We start from the raw sequence: 22,821 nt of genomic DNA on the forward strand, positions 1-22,821 counted from the left end.
GGTCGACTTCTGAGCGACACGTCGCGCATGAGCCGTGACCGCCGTCGGGGGCGGGCGTCCGAGCCGCCCCCGACGGGTGCCGCCGCGCAGGACGCCGAGCCGGACCAGGAGTCGGTCGCCCGCGCGATCGCGCTGCGCATGCTGACGGGAGCACCGCGCAGCCGCGCCCAGCTCGAGGAGGCGATGGCGCGCCGGGACGTCCCGCAGGACGTCGCCGCGCGCGTCCTCGACCGGTTCACCGAGGTCGGGCTCGTCGACGACGCGGCGTACGCCGAGATGCTCGTGCGCACGCGACACACCGAGCGCGGCCTGTCGCGACGCGCACTGGCGGTGGAGCTGCGTCGCAAGGGCGTCGACGACGAGGACGCCCAGCGCGCGCTCGAGCAGATCGACTCCGACGACGAGGAGGAGGCGGCGCGCCACCTCGTGCGGCGGCGGCTGGCCGCGACGTCCGGGCTCGACGCCCAGACCCGGGCCCGGCGCACCTATGCAGCGCTCGGCCGCAAGGGGTACCCGCCCGGTCTCGTGGCCCGGCTGGTGCGCGAGGAGCTGGCGCACGAGGGGCAGGACGCCGACCTGGCCGGGGCGGACGCGGACTGAGACCGCCACCGCTGCGCCCAACTCGGACCGGGCTCGGTCCGGGCGGCGCCGTCGGCAGCGCTCGACCGTGACGGGGCCAGCTCGGGCGGCGGAGGCTCGCCGTCCGGGCCGACCGCCTCCGGGTCCCGACGTGCGCCGCGCCGGGCGGTGCCGCGACCTGCCAGGCAGGTGGGACACAATGACGTGAGCAGCCGCTCCACGCAGGACGGCGGTGCCCCGACGACAGGAGGAACGCGTGGATCCCGGAGTCGTCGCCACCGTCGTGGGACTCCTCGGCGCCTGCCTCGTCGCGCTCATCCTCGTCCTGGTCGCGCGGCGGGAGGCGGCGGCGCAGCGCGTGCGTGCCGAGCAGGACGTCGCGTCCATCAAGGACGAGGCACGCGCCCTGCTCGCCGACGCCGAGCGACGCGAACGACGACTCGCGGAGCGTGAGCAGACGCTGGCCGGTGACCGGGCGCAGGTCGAAGACCTCGACCGCAAGGCGCGCGCACGGGCCGAGGAGGCCGCAGACGCCCGCCGGGAGGCGCAGCGGCTCGCGGACGAGGCGGCGCGCGAGGCCGATCGCACCACCGCCGCGGCCGAGCGTGAGGCACAGACGCGCCTCGCGGAGGCCGACGCGCTCGCGGCGCGGCGCGTGCTCGAGGCGGAGCGCGCCGCGATCGAGGAGCTGGAGTCGGCGTCCGGGCTGACGCGCGAGGCCGCGCTGGAGGAGCTGACCCGCAGGCTCGTCGAGCGGGCGACGAACGACGCCGCGGCGCAGGTGCGTCGCGCGGAGGCGCAGGCGCGCCGCACGGCGGAGGCCCGCGCACGGCGCATCGTCGCGACCGCGATCCAGCGCACGGCGGTCGCGACGAGCGCGCAGGCGTCGACGGTGACCCTCCCGCTGCCGTCGGACGACATGAAGGGCCGGATCATCGGCAAGGAGGGGCGCAACATCCGCGCGTTCGAGGCGCTCACGGGCGTCAACGTGCTCGTCGACGAGCAGCCCGGCGCGGTGCTCCTGTCGTGCTTCGACGCCGAGCGGCGCGAGATCGCGCAGGTCGCGCTCGAGGCGCTCATGGCGGACGGCCGGATCCACCCGCAGCGGATCGAGGCGGCGTACGCGGACGCGCTCGCGGGCGCCGAGGACCGCACGGACGCCGCCGGTCACGACGCCGCCGAGCGCGCCGGGGTCGCGGGGCTGCACCCCGAGCTCGTGCGCACGCTCGGGCGGCTGCGGCTGCGCACGTCCTACGGGCAGAACGTGCTCGAGCACCTCGTCGAGTCGGCGCTCCTGGCCGCCCAGCTCGCCGCCGAGACGGGCACCGACGTCGACGTCGCTCGACGTGGCGCGTTCCTGCACGACGTCGGCAAGGCGCTGACCGCCGAGGTGCCCGGCACGCACGCGCTGGTCGGTGCCGACCTCGCCCGCCGGCTCGGCGAGTCGCCGGAGGTGGTCAACGCGATCGCCGCCCACCACGACGAGGTCGCACCCGAGACGGTGGAGGCCGTGCTCGTGCAGGTCGCGGATGCGATCTCGGCGTCCCGGCCGGGCGCCCGCCGCGAGGACCTCGACCAGTACGTCGAGCGGATGGACAAGCTCGAGCAGCTCGTCGCCGAGCACGAGGGCGTCCGGCGCGCGCTCGCGATGTCCGCCGGACGTGAGATCCGGGTCGTGGTCGAGCCGGAGAGGGTGGTCGACAGCGACCTGCCGCAGCTCGCGGTGACGATCGCGCGGCACATCGAGCGGGACCTCGCCTACCCGGGCGAGATCAAGGTGACCGTGGTCCGCGAGACGCGCGCGAGCGCCACGGCGGGCTGATCCGCGCCCGGGCGGCGGCACCGCCCGAACCCGCCGCCCGGCCCCCCCGGCGTCCGGGAGGGGCCACGTGGAACGGGCCGTGCCGCGTCGGGTCAACGATCCGTGGTCACCGCCAGGCTCGGCGCCTCGGCGCGCGCACGGCCCGCGGTGCGGCGGCCGACGCGTCCCGCGAGCAGCCCCGCGAACCGGGTCAGGGCGTAGTTGATGACGATGAACACGAGGGCGGCGACGATCAGCGACTGCAGGATGTTGCCCTGGCCGGAGCCGAGCCGCCGGGCGGCGTCGAGCAGCTCGGGGTAGGTGATGATCGACCCGAGCGCGGTGTCCTTGAGGATCACGACGAGCTGGCTGGCGATCGCCGGGAGCATCGCGATGAGCGCCTGCGGGACCTCCACGAGCCGGAGCGACTGGGCGCGTCGCAGCCCCACGGCGAGCGCGGCCTCGCGCTGCCCGCGCGGGAGCCCGTGCACGCCCGAGCGGACGAGCTCGGCGAACACCGAGCCGTTGTAGAACGTCAGGCCGAGCACGACGGCGACGAGCGGCAGGTCGCGGGGCTCGAGCAGCTGCAGGCGCGCGAGGCCGAGCCAGAAGAAGATCATCATGAGCAGCACGGGCACCGCGCGGAAGAACTCGACGACGGCGCCGCTCACGGCACGCACGGCCCGCGACGCGGACAGCCGCCCGAGCCCGAAGACGAGCCCGAACACGGCCGAGGTGACGATCGCGATCGCGGCGGCCTTGAGCGTGCTCGCGAGGCCGGGCAGCAGGTAGTCGACCCACGGGTCGGGTGTGAGGAAGGGCGTCCACAGCGCCGCTTCGAGCTGCCCCTTCGCACCGAGGCGGGCGAGCACCCAGACACCGATGCCGGCGACGACGACCGTCGCGGCGACGTTGACCCACACCATGCGGCGCCGCGCGCGCGGGCCGGGAGCGTCGAACAGCACGGTCTGGCTCACCGGGCCACCGCCAGCCTGCGCGAGAGCGCGGTCGTCGCGAGGCCGAGCGGCACCACGATGAGGACGAACCCGGACGCGAACGTGAAGAAGATCAGGAGGATGACGTCGGGCCGGAACTCGATCATCGTGAGCATGAGGCCGGACGCCTCGGCGACCGACCCGGCCGCGGCGACCGTCGAGTTCTTCGTCAGCGCGATGAGCACGTTGCCGAGCGGCGCGATCGCACCGCGGAACGCCTGGGGCAGGATCACGAGCCGGGCGGCGGGCCAGAAGCCGAGACCGAGGGCGCGGGCGGCCTCCGCCTGCCCGACGGGGACGGTGTTGACGCCCGAGCGCAGCGCCTCGCAGACGAACGCCGCGTGGTACACGCTCAGCCCGACCACGGCGAGGCGGAAGAAGTTGGTCTGGAAGTCGGGGGAGAGCTGCACGCCGAGCTGCCCCCAGAGCCCGAGCACGCAGAACACGATGATGATCGTGAGCGGCGTGTTGCGCAGCAGGGTCACGTAGGTGGACCCGGCCCAGCGCAGGCTCGGGACGGGGGATATCCGCATGACCGCGAGGACCGTGCCGAGCACGAGCGACAGCAGCGCCGCCCAGAACGTCAGCTGGATGTTGACCCAGAACGCGCCGAGCACGTCGAACTGGTCGAACAGCGACAGGAACTGCTCGAGGTAGCCGTCGTCCACCGGCGCTCCTCCCAGGGTGTGGTCCGGCCCGCCGCGCGCGACGGGTGTGGTCGGCACGACCGGTGGCCCGCAGCGGGTGCGGACCACCGGTCGTCAGGGGGTCAGGCGCAGGCGTCGGGCTCCGGCGGGTTCAGGTCCGCGTTGGGCTCGTACCCGGAGGCGCCGACGTTCGCGTCGAGGAGCTCCTGCCACGTGCCGTCCTCGACCATCGTCGTGATGGCCTCGTTGATCGCCTCGCACTGGTCGGAGTCCTTCGGCAGTCCGACGCCGTAGTTCTCCTCGGAGAACGGGTTGCCGACGACCTTGACCTTGCCCTCGTTCGCCGGCACCGCCGCGAGGCCGGCCAGGATGATGTCGTCGGTCGTGACGGCGTCGACGGCGCCCGAGATCAGGGCGGTGACGCACTGGGCGTAACCGGGCTGCTCGAGCAGGTTGGTCCCGGCCGCGTACTCGTCCTTGATGCGCTGCGCGCTGGTCGAGCCGGTGACGGAGCACAGGTTCTTGCCCTCGAGGTCCTCGGGCCCGCTGATCGAGTCGTCGTCGGCCGCGACGAGCAGGTCCTGCCCGGCGACGAAGTACGGCCCGGCGAAGGACACGACCTCCTTGCGCTTGTCGGTGATCGAGTACGTCGCGAAGATCATGTCGACCTGGCCGTTCTGCAGCAGGTTCTCCCGCTGGGCCGACGGGGCCTGGACCCACTCGATCTGGTCCTCGCCGTAGCCGAGCGCGTCGGCGACGTACCGCGCCACGTCGACGTCGAAGCCGGTGTAGTCGGAGCCGTCCTGGAAGCCGAGCCCGGGCTGGTCGAACTTGATGCCGATGCGGATCGTGCCCTCGGCGCCGCCGGAGGTCTCGGTCGCGTCACCGCCCGCGCCCGCGTCGGTGTCGTCGTCACCGCCCCCGCTGGAACAGGCGGCGAGGCCGAGCGTGGCGGCGGCCGCGAGTGCGACCAGTCGTCGTGCGCGCATGGTGGTCCCCTTCGTGTGGCTGGACTGCGTGGCGGTGCGGAGTCGGGTCGTGTCCTTGTCCGGGTCGGTGGCGGTCAGTGCGTGAGGATCTTCGACAGGAAGTCGCGGGCGCGGGCGCTCGTCGGCGCGGTGAAGAACGTCTCGGGGTCGGCCTGCTCGACGATCTGGCCGCCGTCCATGAACACCACGCGGTGCGCGGCGCGGCGCGCGAAGCCCATCTCGTGGGTGACGACGAGCATCGTCATGCCGTCGCGGGCGAGCCCGACCATGACGTCGAGGACCTCGTTGATCATCTCGGGGTCGAGCGCGGACGTCGGCTCGTCGAAGAGCATGACCTTCGGGTCCATCGCCAGCGCCCGCGCGATCGCGACGCGCTGCTGCTGCCCGCCGGAGAGCTGGGCGGGGAGCTTGTGCGCCTGGTCCGCGACGCCGACGCGGCGCAGCAGCTCCATCGCACGCTCGCGCGCGGCGGCCTTCTTGACCCCCTTGGCCCGCGTGGGCCCGAGCGTCACGTTCTCCAGGACCGTCCTGTGCGCGAAGAGGTTGAAGGACTGGAACACCATGCCGACGTCGGCGCGCAGCCGCGCGAGGTCGCGCCCCTCCGACGGCAGCTCCTTGCCGTCGATCGTGATCGTGCCCGCGTCGATGGTCTCCAGGCGGTTGATCGTGCGGCACAGCGTCGACTTGCCGCTGCCCGACGGGCCGATGATGACGACGACCTCGCCGCGCCGGACGGTCAGGTCGACGCCCTGCAGCACGTGCAGCGCGCCGAAGTGCTTGTCGACGCCCGAGAGCACGACGAGCGGGTCGCCCACGGGGCGCTCGGTGGGGGCGGGTCCGTCCTGCACCGCGAGGTCAGCCATTCGACGACGCTAGAGGGGGAATGTCCGTTCCTGCTACCCGTGCGGGTCACGGTTGTGCAACACCGCAGTCAAGTGCGCTGGCTGCGTGGCGTCAGGTCGGGTGTCCGGGTGTGGCCGCCCCGGGCGTGTCGCGGCGGGTCGTACCCTTGTCGGTGATGTCCACGACCCTGCCCGCACCGACGCCGCTCGCCGACGCGACCGACGTCCCGCGCACGTACCTCGTCAAGACGCTCGGCTGCCAGATGAACGTGCACGACTCCGAGCACATGGCCGGCATGCTCGAGCAGGCGGGCTACGTGCCGGCCAGTCCCGCCGACGCCGCCGCGGAGGACGCGGACGTCATCGTCATCAACACCTGCGCCGTGCGCGAGAACGCCGCCGACAAGCTCTACGGCAACCTGGGCCGGCTCGCGGGCACGAAGCGCGCGCGCCCGGGCATGCAGATCGCGGTCGGCGGGTGCCTGGCGCAGAAGGACCGCACCGGGATCGTCGAGCGGGCGCCCTGGGTCGACGTCGTCTTCGGCACGCACAACCTCGACGTCCTGCCCGTGCTGCTCGAGCGGGCGCGGCACAACCAGAAGGCCGAGGTCGAGATCGCGGAGTCGCTGCAGGTCTTCCCGTCCACGCTGCCGACGCGACGCGAGTCCGTCTACGCCGGCTGGGTGTCGATCAGCGTCGGCTGCAACAACACCTGCACGTTCTGCATCGTCCCGCACCTGCGCGGCAAGGAGCGCGACCGTCGACCGGGGGAGATCCTCGCCGAGGTCGAGGCGCTCGTGCAGCAGGGCGCGATCGAGGTCACCCTGCTCGGGCAGAACGTCAACTCCTACGGCGTCGAGTTCGGCGACCGCGGTGCGTTCGCGAAGCTGCTGCGCGCGGCCGGTGCCGTCGAGGGCCTCGAGCGGCTGCGGTTCACCTCGCCCCACCCGGCGGCGTTCACCGACGACGTCATCGAGGCGATGGCCGCGACGCCCACGGTCATGCCGCAGCTGCACATGCCGCTGCAGTCCGGCTCCGACCGGGTGCTGCGTGCGATGCGCCGCTCGTACCGCTCGGAGCGGTTCCTCGGCATCCTCGACCGGGTCCGCGCCGCGATGCCCGACGCCGCGATCACCACCGACGTCATCGTCGGCTTCCCGGGCGAGACGGAGGAGGACTTCGCGGAGACGCTGCGCGTCGTCGAGGCCTCGCGGTTCTCGTCGGCGTTCACGTTCCAGTACTCCCCACGTCCGGGCACGCCCGCCGCCGACCTGCCCGACCAGCTCCCCAAGGCCGTCGTGCAGGAGCGGTACGAGCGGCTCGTCGCCCTGCAGGAGCGCATCTCCCTGGAGGAGAACCGGGCGCAGGTCGGGCGCACCGTGGAGGTGCTCGTCGCCGAGGGCGAGGGCCGCAAGGACGGCGTCACGGAGCGCCTGTCCGGGCGCGCGCAGGACAACCGGCTCGTGCACCTGGCACTCCCGGCCGGTCTCGCCCCGCACGACGCCCCGCGGCCGGGCGACGTCGTCACGGTCACCGTCACGCACGGCGCGCCGCACCACCTCGTCGCCGACTCGGGTGCGACGGGAGGGACGTTCGCGGTCCGGCGGACCCGGGCGGGCGACACGTGGGAGCGGCGCCAGGCGGGCGACGACGACCACGCGCACGCCGGCGACGCGTGCGGGACGGGCGGTGCGGCAGGTCCTGTCGTGCTCGGCCTGCCGACCATCGGCCACCGCCCGGCCTGACGACGCCCGGCTCCGCCGCGCGTCGCGTGCGGCGCCCCGGCGGCTCAGTTGTCGGGCAGGTCGTCCGGCGGCGTCTCGTCGCGCGGCAGCAGACCCTCGAGCGCGGCGAACATCTGCACGCCCGTCCCCAGCCCGCACGCGAGGAGCTGCGCGAGCTGCAGGTCGGTCGCGCCGGGCTCGAAGTCCGCGGAGACCTCGCTGTAGAGCGCGATCACCCCGTCCTCCTCGCGCAGGTACGCCTTGGGCCAGATGCGCTCGCGGTTCCAGTCGTTGACCGCGAGCCCGACGCCCGCACGCTGCTCGAGGGCGAACGTGCGGTGCCAGCGGCCGCGGACCTGGAGGATCTCCTGCTGCTCACCGAGCAGCAGGAACCAGAACCGGCTGCCGTCCCACGTGCCGGTGAGGTCGCCGTCCTCGTCGACCACGAACTTGTACCCGCGGCCCAGCAGGTAGTCGCCGATGCGGTCACGCGTGAGCGGGGTCGGCGGCTCGTTGTCGGCCGTCGGACGCTTCGCGGGCTTGGGCAGCCCGCCGAGCACCCGCAGCAGCCAGCCCGGTCCGCTCATCGTCCCTCCCGCCTCACGGTGCGACCCCGGCGGGGTCGGGGTAGCGCTCGTCGAGCGCGTCGAAGAACATGCTGCCGGTCGACAGGCCGCAGAACAGCATCTGGCTCAGCTGAGCGTCGGTGACCCCGTGCTCGAGGTCGGTGGCGACCTCGGAGACGACGTGCACGCGACCGTTGTCGCGGACCCGGACGTAGGCCTTGGGCCAGATGCGGTCGGCGTTCCACTCGTTGCACAGGTCGAGGATCTCCTCGAGGCGCTCGATGGCGACCTCGCGGTGCCACTGCCCGCGCACCTGGAGGATCTCCGCCTGCTCGCCGAAGAGGAAGAAGTAGAACAGCCGCCCGCGCCACAGCCCGCCGAGGTCGCCGTCGTTGTCGACGAAGTAGCTGAACTGGTTCTGCGTCATCCACGCCGCGATGCGCGCGGGCGTCACCGGCGTCGGTACGTCCTCCGCGGGCTCGGCGACGCCCAGCTCGCGCGCGAGCAGGGCCGCGACGCGCTCGTGGAGCTCGTCGTCGGTGGGCTCCACCGCGGGGGCGGGTCGGACCGTGTCGGGCGCCGGCCGGGCACGGCGCGACCACCAACGGCGGGGTCGGTCGGCGAACGGAGCCATGCGCACGACCCTACCCGCGCGCACCGACGGCGCACCGGCACAGGTAGCGTCGGGGCCATGCTCGTCGCCGCGGCACTCGTGCCCGACACCGCCCTCCTCGTCCCCGGCGTGGCGGGCTCCCTCGACCCCCTGCCCGCGTTGCGCGAGGCCGCCGTCACGGCCGTGCGCCGCGCCGCCGCTGACGCCGACCGCGTGGTCGTGGTCGCCCCGGGCCCGCTCGACTCGACGCCGTCGGGCGTCGTGCGTGGGTCGTTCGCCTCGGCGGGCGTGCCCGACCGGCTGCTGGCGTGGGACGTGCCCGAGGTCCGGGTCGGGGACGGGGCGACGCGGCTCGTCCCGGCGGTCGCGACGTCGCTCGCCCTGCACCTGCTCGCGCGCTCCGCCGTGGACCTGCCGGTCCGCCTGGTCGAGGTCGCCCGTGCGGCCGGCCGGGCCGGCGGCCCGATGCCTCCCGCGGCCGAGGCCCCGACCGGCGCCACGGCCGGGCCCGGGGACCGTGCGGCGGACCTCGCGGCGCTCGGGTCGCGGCTCGCCGGCGCCGCGGGTGAACGGGTCGCGCTCGTCGTCGTCGGGTCGGGCAGCGCCCGGCACGGCCCCGACGCACCGCTCGCGGACGACGACCGTGCGCCCGCGCTCGACGCGTCGCTCGCGGCCGACCTCGCCGACGCCGGGCCCGGTGCCCGCGCGCGCCTCTCGGCGCTCGACGAGCAGCTCGCGGCGGACCTCGCGGTGTCCGGCTGGCCGGGCTGGCAGGTGCTCCTGGGCGCCGTCCGGGCCGGCGTGGGCGGGGACGGAATAGGCGGGGACGGAGTGGGCGGGGCCGGCGTAGGCGGGGACGGCATGGGCGGGCACGGCGCGCGCCGGGACGCCGTCGACGGCGCTGCGGCCGAGGCGTCGCCCGCTGCGGCGGAGGTCGACGCCGAGGTGCTCGCGCAGGACACCAGCTTCGGCGCGCACCACCTCGTCGCGCTGTGGAGGCTGCGCGCCGCCGGGGCGGCGTCGTGAGCCTGGTCGTCGCCGTCGTGGGCCCCACCGCGACCGGCAAGTCCGACCTGGGGATCGCGCTCGCCCTCGCGCTCGGCGGCGAGGTCGTGAACACGGACGCGATGCAGCTCTACCGCGGCATGGACGTCGGCACCGCGAAGGTCCCGCCCGCGCAGCGCCGGGGCGTCCCGCACCACCTGCTCGACGTCCTGGAGCCCGACGAGGACGCCACCGTCGCCGACTACCAGTCCCGCGCGCGAGCCGTCCTCGACGACCTCGCTGGCCGGGACCGCCGCGCGGTGGCCGTCGGCGGCTCGGGCCTCTACGTCCGCGCGCTGCTCGACCGCATGGATTTCCCGGGGACGGACCCGGAGCTGCGCGCACGCCTGGAGGAACGTGCGGAGCGCGAGGGGTCGCGCGCGCTGCACGCCGAGCTCGCGACGCTCGACCCGGTCGCCGCCGACGGCATCGGGCCGCGCAACGCCCGCCGCGTCGTGCGGGCGCTGGAGGTCATCGCCCTCACGGGCCGCCCGTACTCGGCGTCGCTCCCGCAGCACGTGTACGAGGTGCCGGCCGTGCAGATCGGGCTCGACTGCGACCGGCCGACGCTCGACGCCCGCGTCGCCGGGCGCGTCGAGCGCATGTGGGCCGACGGGCTCGTCGCGGAGGTCGAGGGGCTCGCGGCCCGCGGGCTGGGGCGCACCGCGTCCCGCGCGGTCGGGTACGCCGAGGTGCTCGCGGTCCTGCGTGGCGAGATCGACGAGGACGAGGCGCGCACGCGCACCGTCGCGGGCACCCGGCGCCTGGCCCGCAAGCAGATGGGCTGGTTCGGGCGCGACCCGCGCGTGCACTGGCTCGACGCGCAGGACCCGGAGCTGCTGGCGCGCGCCCTCGACCTCGTCGCGCGCGCGGACGCGGGCACGCTCGGACCCGCGACGGACGACCCCGCACCCCGCCGTAGTCTGGGGTCATGACGACCGTCCCGGCCCCCTCCGCCGCGCCCGCCGCCCCGCCCGTCGCGGCCGGCCTGCCGGTGACGAAGGGGCACGGCACGCAGAACGACTTCGTCCTGCTCGACGACCGCGACGGCCTGCTCGACCTCACCCCGGCGCTCGTGCGCGAGCTCGCCGACCGCCGGGCCGGCCTCGGCGGGGACGGCGTCATCCGCCTGGTCCGCAGCGCCCACCTCCCCGAGGGGGCCGCACTGCTCGCCGACGTCCCGGACGCGACGTGGTTCATGGACTACCGCAACGCCGACGGCTCGGTCGCCGAGATGTGCGGCAACGGGGTGCGCGTGGTCGCCGCGTTCGCGGAGCGCCTCGGGCTCTGGGACGCGTCCGACGGCGAGCTCGTCCTCGGCACGCGTGCCGGTGTCCGGCGCGTGCGCCGCGTGCCCGTCCCGGACGGGCTGCCCGACGCGGTCTGGTACGCGGTCGACATGGGGCGCTGGTACCTGCCCGGAGGCGAGGACGCGGTGCGTGACGGCTTCGACGCGCAGGTGGCCGTCGCCGGTCTGGCGGACGTGCGGCCGGCGCTCGGCGTAGACGTCGGGAACCCGCACACCGTCCTCGCGCTCCCCGGCCCCGAGGAGCTCGACGCGGCCGACCTCACGCGCGCGCCCGAGGTGCGTCCCGTCCCGCCGCACGGCACGAACGTCGAGCTCGTGGTGCCCCTGGGGGAGACACCCGGGCCCGACGGCGCGCTCGTCGGCCGCGTCGCGATGCGCGTGCACGAGCGCGGCGTCGGCGAGACCCGCTCGTGCGGGACGGGCGCGTGCGCAGCCGCGCTCGCGGTGCGGACGTGGGCCGGTGCCGGTGCGCCCGACGTGTGGCTCGTCGACGTGCCCGGCGGCACCGTGCGCGTCACGGCGCTGTCCGACGGCCACGTCGAGCTCGCGGGACCCGCCGTCCTCGTCGCGACGGCCACGGTCGACCTCGCAGCGGTCGCGACGCGGACCCCGTGAGCACGGCGCCCGGCGCCGGCGCGGTCGGCGCGCCGCAGGCCCCCGGGGACCTGCCACGGGCCGTCGCCACGGCACCGGGCGGGGTCGTGGTCCTCGCGGCCGAGGACCTGGGGGCAGCGCTCGGCGCGCGCGCGACCGTCGTGCAGTTCTCCAGCACGTTCTGCACCCCGTGCCGCCGCACGCGGCTCGTCGTCGAGCACGCGCTCCGCTCGGAGCCGGGCGTCGTCCACGTCGAGCTCGACGTCGCCGACCACCTGGCGCTCGGGGAGCGGCTCGACGTCACCTCGACCCCCACGGTCCTGGTGCTCGACGTGCGCGGGCGGGTGCGCCGCCGGGCCGCGGGAGTGCCGACGCTCGCGCAGGTGCGGGCCGCCCTCGCGGACGCGACCGCCTGACGTCAGGCGTCGCGGACCGCCAGCACCCGGAAGCCCTTGGCGCTCGCGGTCCGTTCGACGACGGTGCCCGCACCGAGCGCGTCGGCGAGCCAGCGCTGCAGCGAGTCCGCGCCGAGGTTCTTGCCGACCACCAGGTGCGCGTCGCCGCCGGGCGTGCGGCGCGGCAGCCAGCGCAGCAGCAGCGTGTGCAGGGCGTCCTTGCCCACGCGGATCGGCGGGTTGGAGCGGATCGTCGCGAAGCGCACGTCGTCGGGGACGTCGTCGGGGAGGGCGGCCACCACGTTGGCGAGCCCGAGCGCGGCGGCGTTGCGCCGGACGAGGTCGAGCGCGCGCTCGTTGACGTCGACCGCCCACACGCGGGCGTCGGGCGACTCGAGGGCGAGCGACAGCGCGACGGGTCCCCAGCCGCACCCGAGGTCCAGGAGGTCACCCTGCGCCGGCGCAGGCGGGGCCGTGCGCAGCAGCACCTGCGTGCCGAGGTCGACGTGGTCGGGGGAGAACACGCCGCCGGCGGTCTGCACCTGCACGCGCCGCCCGGCGAGCTCGACACCCACGGTCCGCAGCTCCACCGGGGACGCGGGCTGCGCGGTGAAGTAGTGCTCCTGGCCGGTCACGACGCCGACCCTACCGGCGGTGGCCGAACCGCTCGGCCGGCAGCGAAATGCGTCGCCGGGTCGGGGGTGCCGTGCGACCCTGGGAGGACCCGAACCGAGAGGATCCGCGTGAACGACCCGCAGCACACCACCCACGAGGCCGAGGCGTACGACCCGCCTCGATCCGTGCAGGACGTCGCCGACGACGTCGTCGCGCGTGTGCTCGCCCGGGCCGGCACCGCGCTCCAGGACGGTGCGACCGTCCACTCGTCGTTCGACGGCGACCAGCTCGACCTCGAGGAGCGCACGTCGCTGCGCCGGGTCGCCGGGCTGTCGACCGAGCTCGAGGACGTCACCGAGGTCGAGTACCGCCAGCTGCGCCTCGAGAAGGTCGTGCTGGTCGGCGTCTGGGGCACGGGCACGGCGGAGGACGCGGAGATCTCCCTGCGCGAGCTCGCGGCGCTCGCCGAGACGGCGGGCTCGGAGGTCCTCGACGGCGTCATCCAGCGGCGCCGCACGCCCGACCCCGGTACCTACCTCGGGTCCGGCAAGGCGGCCGAGCTCGCGATGCTCGTCGCGTCGGTCGGCGCGGACACGGTCGTCGTCGACGGCGAGTTGGCGCCGTCGCAGCGCCGCGCGCTGGAGGACATCGTGCGCGTCAAGGTCGTCGACCGGACGGCGCTGATCCTCGACATCTTCGCGCAGCACGCCAAGTCCCGGGAGGGCAAGGCGCAGGTCGAGCTCGCGCAGCTCGAGTACCTGCTGCCGCGCCTGCGCGGGTGGGGCGAGTCGATGTCCCGGCAGGCCGGTGGCCAGGTCGGCGGGGCAGGTGCCGGCATGGGCTCCCGTGGTCCCGGTGAGACGAAGATCGAGCTCGACCGCCGGCGGATCCGCAACCGGATGGCGAAGCTGCGGCGGGAGATCGCCGCGATGGAGCCCGCGCGCCGCACCAAGCGCGCGTCGCGCAAGAAGAACGCGATCCCGTCGGTCGCGATCGCCGGGTACACCAACGCCGGCAAGTCGTCGCTGCTCAACCGGCTGACGAACGCCGGTGTGCTCGTCGAGAACGCGCTGTTCGCGACGCTGGACCCGACGGTCCGCCGTGCGGAGACGACGGACGGCCGGGTCTACACGCTCGCCGACACCGTCGGGTTCGTGCGCGCGCTGCCGCACCAGCTCGTCGAGGCGTTCCGCTCGACGCTCGAGGAGGTCGCGGACGCCGACCTGCTGCTGCACGTCGTCGACGCCTCCCACCCGGACCCCGAGGGGCAGATCGCGGCCGTCCGGCACGTCTTCGCCGACATCCCGGGCGCGATGGACGTCCCCGAGATCATCGTGCTCAACAAGGCCGACCGTGCGTCGGCGGAGGCGATCGCCCGGCTGCGGTCGCGCGAGGTGCACTCCGTCGTCGTCTCGGCGCACACGGGTGAGGGCATCGCGGAGCTCCAGGCGCTCATCGCCGACCAGCTGCCCCGGCCGGGCGTCGCGGTCGACGTGGTCGTCCCGTACGACCGCGGCGACCTCGTGAGCCGGGTGCACGAGCACGGCGACATCGACGCCGAGGAGCACACGCCGCTGGGCACCGCGCTGCGGGCCCGGGTGGACGAGGCGCTCGCCGCGGAGCTCGAGGCGGCCTCCGTCGCCCGCTGAGCCCCGGCGGCGCGAGCTGCTGCGAACCGGCCGGTCACCCCTCGTGGGCGACCGGCCGGCGTCGCGTCGGGGTGTGGGCGAGCCCGACTAGGCTGTCGCGGTGCCCCCAGCCGAACCCTCGGTCGACGACCTGCTCGACCTCGCCGTCGGCGCCCTCGGGGGTGCGCGCCGGGACGGCCAGCACACGATGGCGACGGCCGTCGCGGACGCGCTCGAGTCGGGTGAGCACCTGCTGGTGCAGGCCGGCACGGGCACGGGGAAGTCGCTCGGGTACCTCGTGCCCGCGGTCCGCCACGCGGTCCTGGCGGACGAGCGCGTGGTCGTGTCCACGGCGACGCTCGCGCTGCAGCGGCAGGTCGTGACGCGGGACCTCCCGCTCGTCGCCGACGCGCTCGCGCCGCGGCTGCCGCGCGCCCCGCGGATCGCGCTGCTCAAGGGCTGGCACAACTACGCGTGCGTGCACAAGGTCGCCGGCGGGTACCCCGACGACGAGCCGGGCACGCTGTTCGACCTCGGTGACCACGCGGGTGCCGCGGACCACCCCGCGGTCGCGGGCGCAGGGCGGCGCGACGGCGGTGAGTCGCTGGGGGAGCAGGTGGTGCGGCTGCGCGAGTGGGCGCAGGAGACAGCGACGGGCGACCGTGACGACCTCGTCCCGGGCGTCACCGACCGGGCCTGGAGCCAGGTCTCGGTCACGTCGCTGGAGTGCCTGGGGACCCGTTGCCCGATGATCGACGAGTGCTTCCCCGAGCGGGCGCGCGCCGCGGCGCGGGAGGCCGACGTGGTGGTGACCAACCACGCGATGCTCGGGATCGCCGCGTCCGGTTCGCCGGGCGTGCTTCCCGAGCACGACGTCCTGGTCGTCGACGAGGCGCACGAGCTCACGGACCGCGTGACCGCGCAGGCGACGTCCGACCTGTCGATCGCGACCGTCGAGCACGCCGCGCGCCTCGCGCGGCGGCACGGCGGCGTGCCGACCACCGACCTCGACACCGCGGGCCAGGCGCTCGCCGCGGCTCTCGTCGAGCTGCCCGAGGGACGGTTCCCGGACGGGCTGCCGGACGCGCCCCGCGCCGCCGTCGCCGCGGTGCGCGACGCCTCCCGGACGCTGCTCAGCGTGCTCAAGCCCGAGCCTGCCGCGGGGGGCAAGGCGGCCCCGCCCGACGGGGGGCTGAAGATGGCGGCGTCCGCGATGCTCGCGCTGTTCGAGGTCGCCGACCGCATGGCGGCCGACCCGGAGGACACACGGCACACCGTGCTGTGGTGCGCCCGCTCGGAGGACCGGCGTGGCGCGGTGCTCACGCGGCTGCACGCTGCGCCGCTCGCGGTCAACGGCCTCATCCGCACGCACCTGCTGGCGGGGCGCACGGGCGTGCTCACGTCGGCCACCCTGTCCATCGGCGGGTCGTTCGACCCCGTGGCGAGGTCGGTGGGCCTCGAGGTCCGCCCGGACGCCGAGCCCGTGGGGCCGACCGAGGTCCGACCTCACGAGGACGAGCCCACGCAGAAGGCACCCCAGTCGCCGGACGCGACGCCCACGTGGCGCGGGCTCGACGTCGGCAGCCCTTTCGACTACCCCCGCCAGGGCATCCTCTACGTGGCCCGGCGGCTGCCGCCCCCGGGCCGTGAGCCCGCGACCGACGCGCAGCTCGACGAGATCGAGGCGCTCGTGCGCGCCGCCGGCGGCCGGACGCTCGGGCTGTTCTCGTCGCGACGTGCCGCCACGGCGGCGGCGCTGGCTCTGCGTGAGCGCCTGGACGTGCCGGTCCTGCTCCAGGGCGACGACCAGCTCCCGACGCTCGTCGCGCAGTTCGCGGCCGACGAGCCGACGTGCCTGTTCGGCACTCTCTCGCTGTGGCAGGGCGTGGACGTGCCCGGCCCGACGTGCAGGCTCGTGCTCATCGACCGCATCCCCTTCCCCCGCCCGGACGACCCGGTGCGCTCCGCACGCGCGGAGGCCGTCGCCGCGGCCGGCGGGAACGGGTTCATGTCGGTGTCGGCGACGCACGCCGCCCTGCTGCTCGCGCAGGGCGCCGGTCGGCTCGTGCGGACCGTCGAGGACCGCGGCGTCGTCGCCGTCCTCGACCCGCGGCTGTCGACCGCCCGGTACGGCGACTTCCTCGCGCGCTCGCTCCCCGCGTTCTGGCGGACCACCGAGCGCGACGTCGCCGTGTCCGCACTGCAGCGTCTCGCTGCGGCGGACTAGCCTCGGACCAGCGCCGACGCGCGGTGCCGCTCCTGGTGGGTACCGACGCGCTGCCCGGCCGACCCGACCGACGGGCGGCCGCACGACGACGCAGGAGGACCCCATGACCGACATCCCCGACCTCGACGACGCCGTCCCCGACCCGACCGTGCCCCGGCGTCGCACGTCGAAGCTCGCGATCGTCGGTGCGGGCGCCGTCGGCTCGACGATGGCCTACGCCGCCCTCATGCGCGGTGCGGCCCGGACCGTCGCGCTGTTCGACATCAACCGGGCCAAGGCCGAGGCCGAGGCTCTCGACCTCGGGCACGGCATCCAGTTCATGCCGATGGCCGAGGTCGTCGGCTCGGACGACATCGCGGTGTGCGCGGGGGCCGACGTCGTGATGTTCACGGCCGGCGCGAAGCAGAAGCCCGGCCAGACGCGGATCGACCTCGCCGAGGCGACGATCGCGCTGGTCCGCAAGGTGCTGCCCTCCGTCGTCGAGGTCGCGCCCGACGCCGTCTACGTCATGGTGACGAACCCGGTCGACGTCGTGACGTACGCCGCCCTGAAGATCTCGGGCCTGCCGCCGTCGCAGCTGTTCGGGTCCGGCACGGTGCTGGACTCCTCCCGGCTGCGCTACCTCCTCGCGCGCGAGACGGGCGTCGCCGTCCAGAACGTGCACGCGTACGTCGCGGGTGAGCACGGCGACAGCGAGCTCCCGCTGTGGAGCTCCGCGAGCATCGGCGCGGTGCCGCTGCTCGAGTGGAACGGCCTCGGCGGCCGCGGCCCGCTCACCGCGGAGGTGCGCGAGCGGATCGCGCACGAGGTGGTCGACTCCGCCTACCGGATCATCGAGGGCAAGGGCGCGACCAACTACGCCGTCGCGCTCGCAGGGTCGCGCATCATCGAGGCCGTGCTGAACGACGAGTCGCGGATCCTGCCCGTGTCCTCGCTGCTCGACGGCTACTACGGGATCTCCGACGTGTGCCTGTCCGTGCCCGCCGTGGTCGGCTCGGGTGGAGTGGGCGACCGGCTCGCGGTGCCCATGTCCGCCGACGAGCTGGCGGGGCTGCGTCGCTCGGCGGACGCGGTCCGCTCGGTGGCGCGCTCCTTCGGCTTCTGACCGCTGCGCTCGTCCGGTACCGGCGGGCGCCTGCCGGCCGGCTCCGCGTCGTCCCGGCAGTGGTGACCAGCCGGGTGCCGCCCGCGAGGGACGGCACCCGGCTGTGTCGACGTCGGCCAGCGCGCTCCTGGGCGGGTCGGTGGCGCTGGGCGGGTCAGTGCCGGCGCAGCGCTGCGACGAGCTCGGACTTCCGCATCGACGACCGCCCCTGGATGCCGACCTCGGCGGCCTTCGTGCGCAGGTCCGCGACGGTCCAGTCCTCGTAGTCGCCGGAGCGGCCGCCCGCGCGGCCCACGGAGGCGCGCGACGAGCCCGCTGAGGCGTTCGCGATGCGCGCGGCCTTCTCCTTGCTGCTGCCCTCGTCGCGAAGCCGCTCGTACAGCCGGGCGTCCTTGACGCTCGGTCCGGGGTCTCTCATCCGTCCGGGCATGCCGCCACCTCCTGTGCGTCGTCCGCACCGGCGCGGGCCGGCGCACGCCCCAGCCTCGCGCGCTCCACCGGCCGCCGCAGCCGGAGCGGAACCGTCAGAGGCTGCGCAGCACCGAGACGACGCGGCCGAGGATCGTCGCCTCGTCTCCGGCGATGGGGGAGTACGCGGCGTTGTGCGGCATCAGCCAGACGTGCCCGTCGGCGCGCCGCAGCGTCTTGACGGTCGCCTCCCCGTCGATCATCGCGGCGACGATCTCACCGTTCTCCGCCACGGGCTGCCGCCGCACGACGACCCAGTCGCCGTCGCAGATCGCGGCGTCGACCATCGAGTCGCCCGCCACGCGCAGGAGGAACAGGTCGCCGTCGCCCACGAGCTGGCGGGGGAGCGGGAACACGTCCTCGACGACCTGCTCCGCGAGGATCGGCCCGCCGGCGGCGATCCGGCCGACCACCGGCACGTACGACGGGCTGGGCACGCGCTCGCCGTCGTCGCCCGTGGGCGCGAACGCGGACCGGCTGCCGTCCGGCGCCGTCCACGTGCCCACGCCGCGCGAGTCGTCGGGCTGGACGACCTCGATGGCACGCGGGCGGTTGGGGTCGCGCCGCAGGTACCCCTTGCGCTCGAGCACCGTGAGCTGGTGCTTGACGCTCGACGGGCTCGTCAGGCCGACGGCCTCGCCGATCTCCCGCATGCTCGGGGGGTAGCCCCGCGACTCGACGGACGCCCGGATCGTCTCCAGGACGAGCCGCTGGCGCGCGGTCAGGCCGTCGACGCCGTGCGGCCCGTCCGGCAGGGCGTGCACCGTCGCCACGGCCTGGTCGGTCCCGGTCGTCCCGGTGTCCCCGCTCGCGCTCACTTGCACCCTCCTGACGTCGTCGGCCGGTCGCCGCCCTGCTGACAGGCCCGCGCCGCCGCCGTGCCGACGTCCGGCCGCGCGGCCCGGGGCCGCGATGTCGGTGGTCGGTGGTGCGCTTGCCCTGCGCGGCCAGCCTAGGCAGTGCGAGCTGCGAGATCAAACACCTGTTCGATCTTCTCTCGACACGTGTCGGGCCCGGCTGGTAGAACTCGTACAGGCGTTCGACGAACAGGCGTTCGAACGGGAGCGGAGGAGGCCGAACATGAGCGCAGCGGTGCTGTCCCCGGCGGGCGTGCGGCGTGCGGTGCCGGGGCGACCGGCCGCCCCGAGCCGTCCTGCGGTGTCGCGCGGCCACCTCACGCTCGTCCGGACGGGTGATGTCGCGGAGGCCCGCCGGGCCCGTCCCGCGCGCGACGCGGCGGTGCCCGGACCGTTGCGGCTCACGACGCGCGGTCGGGTCGTCGTGGTGCTGCTGGCCCTGCTCCTGTGCGTCGCGGTGTCGCTCGTCGCCTCGCGCGCAGCGGCGGACTCACCGGTGTCGGGCGCGATGGAGGTCACGCGGCACGTGGTGCTCGAGGGCGAGACGCTCTGGGCGCTCGCCGAGGACGTGGCGCGACCCGGCGAGGACGTGCGCGACGTCGTGCTCGAGCTCGTGCGGCTGAACGAGCTGCCGAGCGCCGGGCTGATGGCTGGTCAGACGATCATCCTGCCCGCGCGATGACCCGGCCCGCCGCCCGCGTGGGTGCCGGTGGCTGAGCGTGCAGCGACGTTGACGGTCGAGGCGGACGCAGATAGGTTAGCCTTACCTCATCAGACGGGCTGGGGGGCTCGTCGAGGTGCGGAAGCGCTGCTGTCGACAGCCGCGCTCGCCGCAGCACCGCGCCGGGCCGAGGCGAGTCGGTCCGTGACCTGGGACGGGGGCGTCCCCGCGGGGGTGGTCGCTCGACGCGGCCACCCCCGTGCGCGGAGCACCGGCCGGTGCGCGCCCGCCTTGCGACGTCCCTCCGGCGTGACCTAGCGTCGCCGGGACGACCCCAGCGGACGGCGGAACCAGCCACCTCCGCGACCACGAGGAGACAGCGGTGCACTGTCCGTTCTGCCGACACCCGGACTCCCGGGTCGTCGACTCGCGCACGTCCGACGACGGCGCGTCGATCCGCCGTCGCCGCCAGTGCCCGCAGTGCCACCGCCGATTCACGACGCTCGAGACGGCGAGCCTGTCGGTCGTCAAGCGGTCGGGCGTCACCGAGCCGTTCAGCCGCGAGAAGATCGCGACGGGCGTACGCAAGGCGTGCCAGGGGCGGCCGGTGAGCGAGGACGACCTCGCGGTGCTCGCGCAGCGCGTCGAGGAGACGCTGCGCTCGTCCGGATCGGCGGAGATCGACGCCTACGAGATCGGTCTGGCGATCCTCGGGCCGCTGCGCGAGCTCGACGAGGTCGCGTACCTCCGGTTCGCCAGCGTCTACCAGGCCTTCGACTCGCTCGAGGACTTCGAGGCCGCGATCACGGTGCTGCGCGCCGACCGGGAGGGTCGCGTGGAGCGCGACGCTGGGGACGACCGGACGGACGACCGGGCGGACGTCGAGGACGACCCGGCCGAGCCGACACCGGTCTGACGCCGCCGCCCGCGCGTCGGAGCCGCTCGCCTGACGCCGTCGTCGGCCGGGCGCCGTCGCGGGCCGTACGTCGACGCACGCCGGCTGCCGTCGCCGGCCGCGCTCCGACGCGCGCTGCCGCGGGGCTCGCCGCGGGCGTCCGTCCGTGTCCGTGAGCCCGCGACGGTCACGTAGGTTCGAGCGGTGATCCCCGACGACCTCGCGCTGCTGCGCACTCCCGGTTCCCCCGCCGTCCTGCCCGACGGCTCCGCCGCCGTCGTGTCCGTCACCCGGCCCGACCCGCGGTCCGACGAGTACGTCGGCCACCTGTGGCGCGTGCCGCTCGACGGCGACGTCGCGGCCGTCCCGCTCACCCGCGGCCACCGCGACACCGCCCCGGACGTCTCGCCCGACGGGCGCTGGGTCGTGTTCTGCCGCGCAGAGCCGCGGGGCAAACCGCAGGTCTTCGTCGTCGAGGCGACCGGCGGCGAGCCGGTGCAGCTCACCGACGCTCCGCTCGGGGCCTCGTCGCCCCGCTTCTCGCCCGACGGCTCGTCGGTCGCCTATCTCGCTCGTGTCCCGGAGGAGGGGCGCTACGTGCCGGACGGCGACCCCGCGAGCGAGCCGCCGCGGCACATCACGGGCTTCCAGTACCGCAGCGACGGCCTCGGCTTCGGCGTAGACCGACGGCAGCACCTGTTCGTGGTCGACCTTCCCGCCGTCGCGACGGACCCCGACGCTCCGGTCACCGACGCGCCGGCCGTGCCCGCGGCGCGGCAGCTCACCGAGGGCGACCTCGACGTGCGCGACGCGCGCTGGCTGCCGTCGGGCGACGCGCTCGTGGCCGCGGTGGCGCGGCACGGCGCGCGCGACGAGGACCTGCGCCGGGACGCGGTCCTGGTCCCGGTCGCCGGGGGACCGACGGGCCTGACGGGCCTCGTGCCGGTCACCGACGCGGACCACGGTGCGACGCTCACGGTCGAGACGGTCCTGCCCACGCCGGACGGTGCCGCCGTGTGGCTCCTCGCGACCGACGTGGGCCCGTCGGGGCGCGACTTCGTCGCCGCGCACCTCGGGCTGTTCCGCGTCGACCTCGACGGCGGCGAGCCGGGGCGGACGCCCGGGCGGGCCGTACGGCTCACGGACCCCGAGTCGGTGGACCTGGTCGCGGGGATCCTCGCGGCGTCCGCGGACGGCCCGCTCGTCGGCCTCCAGCACCGCGGGGCCGTGCACCTCGCCCGCGTCGGTGCGGACGGCGGGCTCACGACGCTGCTGGGCGGCTCGCACGTGCTCACGGGCGCGGCCGTCGCGTCGGCGTCGACGGTGTCGACGGCGGCGGCGGGCGAGCGGGTGGTCGCGGTGGCCGCCGGGCCGGCGACCGCGGGTGACGTCCTGGTCGTCGACGGTCCCGCCGTGCGGGTCCGCACGGACCTGTCGGCGCCGTTGCGTGCCACGGGACGCCTGCGCGAGCCGCGCGAGCTCGACGCGGTCGCGCCGGACGGGTACCCGGTGCACGGGTGGGTCGTGACGCCGGACCCGGAGCGGTTCGGGACGGGGCCGCACCCGACGGTGCTGATGATCCACGGCGGCCCGCACGCGCAGTACACGCACGCGCTGTTCGACGAGGTCCAGGTGCTGGCGGCGGCGGGCTACGCGGTCGTGCTCGGCAACCCGCGCGGCTCGGCGGGGTACGGCCGCGCGCACGGTGCCGCGATCCGCGGCGCGTTCGGCACCGTCGACGCGGACGACGTGCTGGCGCTGCTGGACGCGGCGCTCGCGCTGCCGGAGACGGACGCGGAGCGCGTCGGCGTGATGGGCGGGTCGTACGGCGGGTACCTGACGGCGTGGCTGACGACGCGGACGGACCGCTTCGCCGCCGCGGTCGTCGAGCGCGGCTTCCTCGACCCGGTGAGCTTCGTGGGGTCGAGCGACATCGGCTGGTTCTTCGGGCTGGAGTACCTCGGCGACGCGGCGGACGAGGAGGGGCGTCGCGCGGTCGCGGCGCAGTCGCCGATGGCCCACGTGGGGGCGGTGACGACGCCCACGCTGGTCATCCACTCGGAGCAGGACTGGCGGTGCCCGGTGGAGCAGGGGCAGCGGTGGTTCGTCGAGCTGCGCCGGCGGGGCGTCGAGGCGGAGCTGCTGCTCTTCCCGGGCGAGGGTCACGAGCTCACGCGGTCGGGCCGCCCCCGGCACCGCGTGCAGCGGTTCGAGCACGTCCTGGCGTGGTGGGCGCGGCACCTGCCGGTGGGCTGACGGCGCCCGTC

The 22,821-nt window shown here is 75.3% G+C and carries 22 protein-coding genes; 13 read left to right on the top strand and 9 right to left on the bottom strand.

Annotation, left to right across the window (positions count from 1 at the left end):
* Positions 1-27: 27 nt before the first annotated feature.
* Together CELF_RS07895 and rny are read left to right on the top strand one after the other, a co-directional pair.
* Positions 28-600, top strand: a complete 573-nt coding sequence (locus CELF_RS07895) for a regulatory protein RecX (protein WP_013770729.1) — start codon at positions 28-30, stop codon at positions 598-600.
* A 235-nt stretch (positions 601-835) separates the two neighbouring features.
* On the top strand, positions 836-2,401 hold the full coding sequence (gene rny, locus CELF_RS07900) for a ribonuclease Y (RefSeq protein WP_013770730.1): 1,566 nt from the start codon (positions 836-838) through the stop codon (positions 2,399-2,401).
* Between the two features lie 92 nt (positions 2,402-2,493).
* Here the strand turns inward: rny and CELF_RS07905 are convergent, their stop codons facing one another.
* The 4 genes from CELF_RS07905 to CELF_RS07920 form a co-directional block, all read right to left on the bottom strand.
* Positions 2,494-3,357, bottom strand: coding sequence for an amino acid ABC transporter permease (locus CELF_RS07905; RefSeq protein ID WP_013770731.1), 864 nt, complete (start codon positions 3,355-3,357; stop codon positions 2,494-2,496).
* Positions 3,354-4,043 carry an amino acid ABC transporter permease gene (locus tag CELF_RS07910; protein ID WP_013770732.1) on the bottom strand — a complete coding sequence of 230 codons (690 nt, stop codon included), beginning with the start codon at positions 4,041-4,043 and terminating at the stop codon, positions 3,354-3,356. Before CELF_RS07910 ends, CELF_RS07905 begins: the two co-directional genes overlap by 4 nt.
* A 101-nt stretch (positions 4,044-4,144) precedes the next feature.
* On the bottom strand, positions 4,145-5,011 hold the full coding sequence (locus CELF_RS07915) for a glutamate ABC transporter substrate-binding protein (RefSeq protein WP_013770733.1): 867 nt from the start codon (positions 5,009-5,011) through the stop codon (positions 4,145-4,147).
* Positions 5,012-5,085: 74 nt separating this feature from the next.
* Positions 5,086-5,874, bottom strand: a complete 789-nt coding sequence (locus tag CELF_RS07920) for an amino acid ABC transporter ATP-binding protein (RefSeq protein ID WP_013770734.1) — start codon at positions 5,872-5,874, stop codon at positions 5,086-5,088.
* 155 nt (positions 5,875-6,029) lie between these two features.
* Here CELF_RS07920 and miaB point away from each other — a divergent pair, with 155 nt between their 5' ends.
* Positions 6,030-7,598 carry a tRNA (N6-isopentenyl adenosine(37)-C2)-methylthiotransferase MiaB gene (gene miaB, locus CELF_RS07925; RefSeq protein ID WP_013770735.1) on the top strand — a complete coding sequence of 523 codons (1,569 nt, stop codon included), beginning with the start codon at positions 6,030-6,032 and terminating at the stop codon, positions 7,596-7,598.
* Positions 7,599-7,642: 44 nt separating this feature from the next.
* Here the strand turns inward: miaB and CELF_RS07930 are convergent, their stop codons facing one another.
* Both CELF_RS07930 and CELF_RS07935 read right to left on the bottom strand, forming a co-directional pair.
* Entirely contained in the window at positions 7,643-8,164 is a 522-nt protein-coding gene (locus CELF_RS07930; RefSeq protein WP_013770736.1) for a type III secretion system chaperone family protein, read from the bottom strand.
* A gap of 13 nt (positions 8,165-8,177) precedes the next feature.
* Positions 8,178-8,777, bottom strand: a complete 600-nt coding sequence (locus CELF_RS07935) for a type III secretion system chaperone family protein (RefSeq protein ID WP_013770737.1) — start codon at positions 8,775-8,777, stop codon at positions 8,178-8,180.
* Positions 8,778-8,834: 57 nt separating this feature from the next.
* On the opposite strand from CELF_RS07935, the gene CELF_RS07940 reads away from it, so the two are divergent.
* From CELF_RS07940 to CELF_RS07955, 4 genes are read left to right on the top strand one after another with little or no spacing between them, the layout of a single operon-like run.
* Positions 8,835-9,782 (top strand): class III extradiol ring-cleavage dioxygenase family protein, encoded by a 948-nt coding sequence (locus CELF_RS07940; RefSeq protein WP_013770738.1) that lies wholly within the window; start codon positions 8,835-8,837, stop codon positions 9,780-9,782.
* Complete coding sequence (gene miaA, locus CELF_RS07945; RefSeq protein WP_013770739.1) at positions 9,779-10,735, top strand: tRNA (adenosine(37)-N6)-dimethylallyltransferase MiaA; 957 nt, start codon at positions 9,779-9,781, stop codon at positions 10,733-10,735. Before CELF_RS07940 ends, miaA begins: the two co-directional genes overlap by 4 nt.
* A complete protein-coding gene (gene dapF, locus CELF_RS07950; RefSeq protein ID WP_013770740.1) occupies positions 10,732-11,724 on the top strand; it encodes a diaminopimelate epimerase in 993 nt (330 codons plus the stop codon). Before miaA ends, dapF begins: the two co-directional genes overlap by 4 nt.
* Positions 11,721-12,119 carry a thioredoxin family protein gene (locus CELF_RS07955; RefSeq protein WP_013770741.1) on the top strand — a complete coding sequence of 133 codons (399 nt, stop codon included), beginning with the start codon at positions 11,721-11,723 and terminating at the stop codon, positions 12,117-12,119. The genes dapF and CELF_RS07955 overlap by 4 nt, the downstream gene beginning before the upstream one ends.
* Positions 12,120-12,121: 2 nt before the next feature.
* On the opposite strand, the gene CELF_RS07960 is transcribed toward CELF_RS07955, so the two are convergent.
* Positions 12,122-12,733: a class I SAM-dependent methyltransferase gene (locus tag CELF_RS07960; protein WP_013770742.1), complete on the bottom strand. Its 612-nt coding sequence runs from the start codon at positions 12,731-12,733 to the stop codon at positions 12,122-12,124.
* A gap of 108 nt (positions 12,734-12,841) precedes the next feature.
* On the opposite strand from CELF_RS07960, the gene hflX reads away from it, so the two are divergent.
* The 3 genes from hflX (at position 12,842) to CELF_RS07975 (ending at position 17,673) form a co-directional block, all read left to right on the top strand.
* The gene (gene hflX / locus CELF_RS07965; protein ID WP_013770743.1) at positions 12,842-14,362 is read left to right on the top strand and encodes a GTPase HflX; all 1,521 of its coding nucleotides are present in this window, start codon (positions 12,842-12,844) and stop codon (positions 14,360-14,362) included.
* A 100-nt stretch (positions 14,363-14,462) separates the two neighbouring features.
* Complete coding sequence (locus tag CELF_RS07970) at positions 14,463-16,568, top strand: ATP-dependent DNA helicase (RefSeq protein ID WP_013770744.1); 2,106 nt, start codon at positions 14,463-14,465, stop codon at positions 16,566-16,568.
* Between the two features lie 103 nt (positions 16,569-16,671).
* Complete coding sequence (locus tag CELF_RS07975; RefSeq protein ID WP_013770745.1) at positions 16,672-17,673, top strand: L-lactate dehydrogenase; 1,002 nt, start codon at positions 16,672-16,674, stop codon at positions 17,671-17,673.
* A 154-nt stretch (positions 17,674-17,827) separates the two neighbouring features.
* Here the strand turns inward: CELF_RS07975 and CELF_RS07980 are convergent, their stop codons facing one another.
* Entirely contained in the window at positions 17,828-18,103 is a 276-nt protein-coding gene (locus CELF_RS07980; protein ID WP_013770746.1) for a Rho termination factor N-terminal domain-containing protein, read from the bottom strand.
* Positions 18,104-18,197: 94 nt separating this feature from the next.
* Positions 18,198-18,959: a transcriptional repressor LexA gene (lexA, locus tag CELF_RS07985; RefSeq protein ID WP_013770747.1), complete on the bottom strand. Its 762-nt coding sequence runs from the start codon at positions 18,957-18,959 to the stop codon at positions 18,198-18,200.
* A 262-nt stretch (positions 18,960-19,221) separates the two neighbouring features.
* Here lexA and CELF_RS07990 point away from each other — a divergent pair, with 262 nt between their 5' ends.
* The 3 genes from CELF_RS07990 to CELF_RS08000 all read left to right on the top strand — a co-directional run bounded on the left by CELF_RS07990 (position 19,222) and on the right by CELF_RS08000 (position 22,810).
* Positions 19,222-19,680: a LysM peptidoglycan-binding domain-containing protein gene (locus tag CELF_RS07990; RefSeq protein ID WP_013770748.1), complete on the top strand. Its 459-nt coding sequence runs from the start codon at positions 19,222-19,224 to the stop codon at positions 19,678-19,680.
* A gap of 361 nt (positions 19,681-20,041) precedes the next feature.
* On the top strand, positions 20,042-20,575 hold the full coding sequence (nrdR, locus tag CELF_RS07995) for a transcriptional regulator NrdR (protein ID WP_013770749.1): 534 nt from the start codon (positions 20,042-20,044) through the stop codon (positions 20,573-20,575).
* Between the two features lie 183 nt (positions 20,576-20,758).
* A complete protein-coding gene (locus tag CELF_RS08000) occupies positions 20,759-22,810 on the top strand; it encodes a S9 family peptidase (RefSeq protein WP_013770750.1) in 2,052 nt (683 codons plus the stop codon).
* Positions 22,811-22,821: the final 11 nt, after the last annotated feature.

Origin of the sequence: Cellulomonas fimi ATCC 484 (assembly GCF_000212695.1) — a bacterium.
Taxonomy (GTDB): domain Bacteria; phylum Actinomycetota; class Actinomycetes; order Actinomycetales; family Cellulomonadaceae; genus Cellulomonas; species Cellulomonas fimi.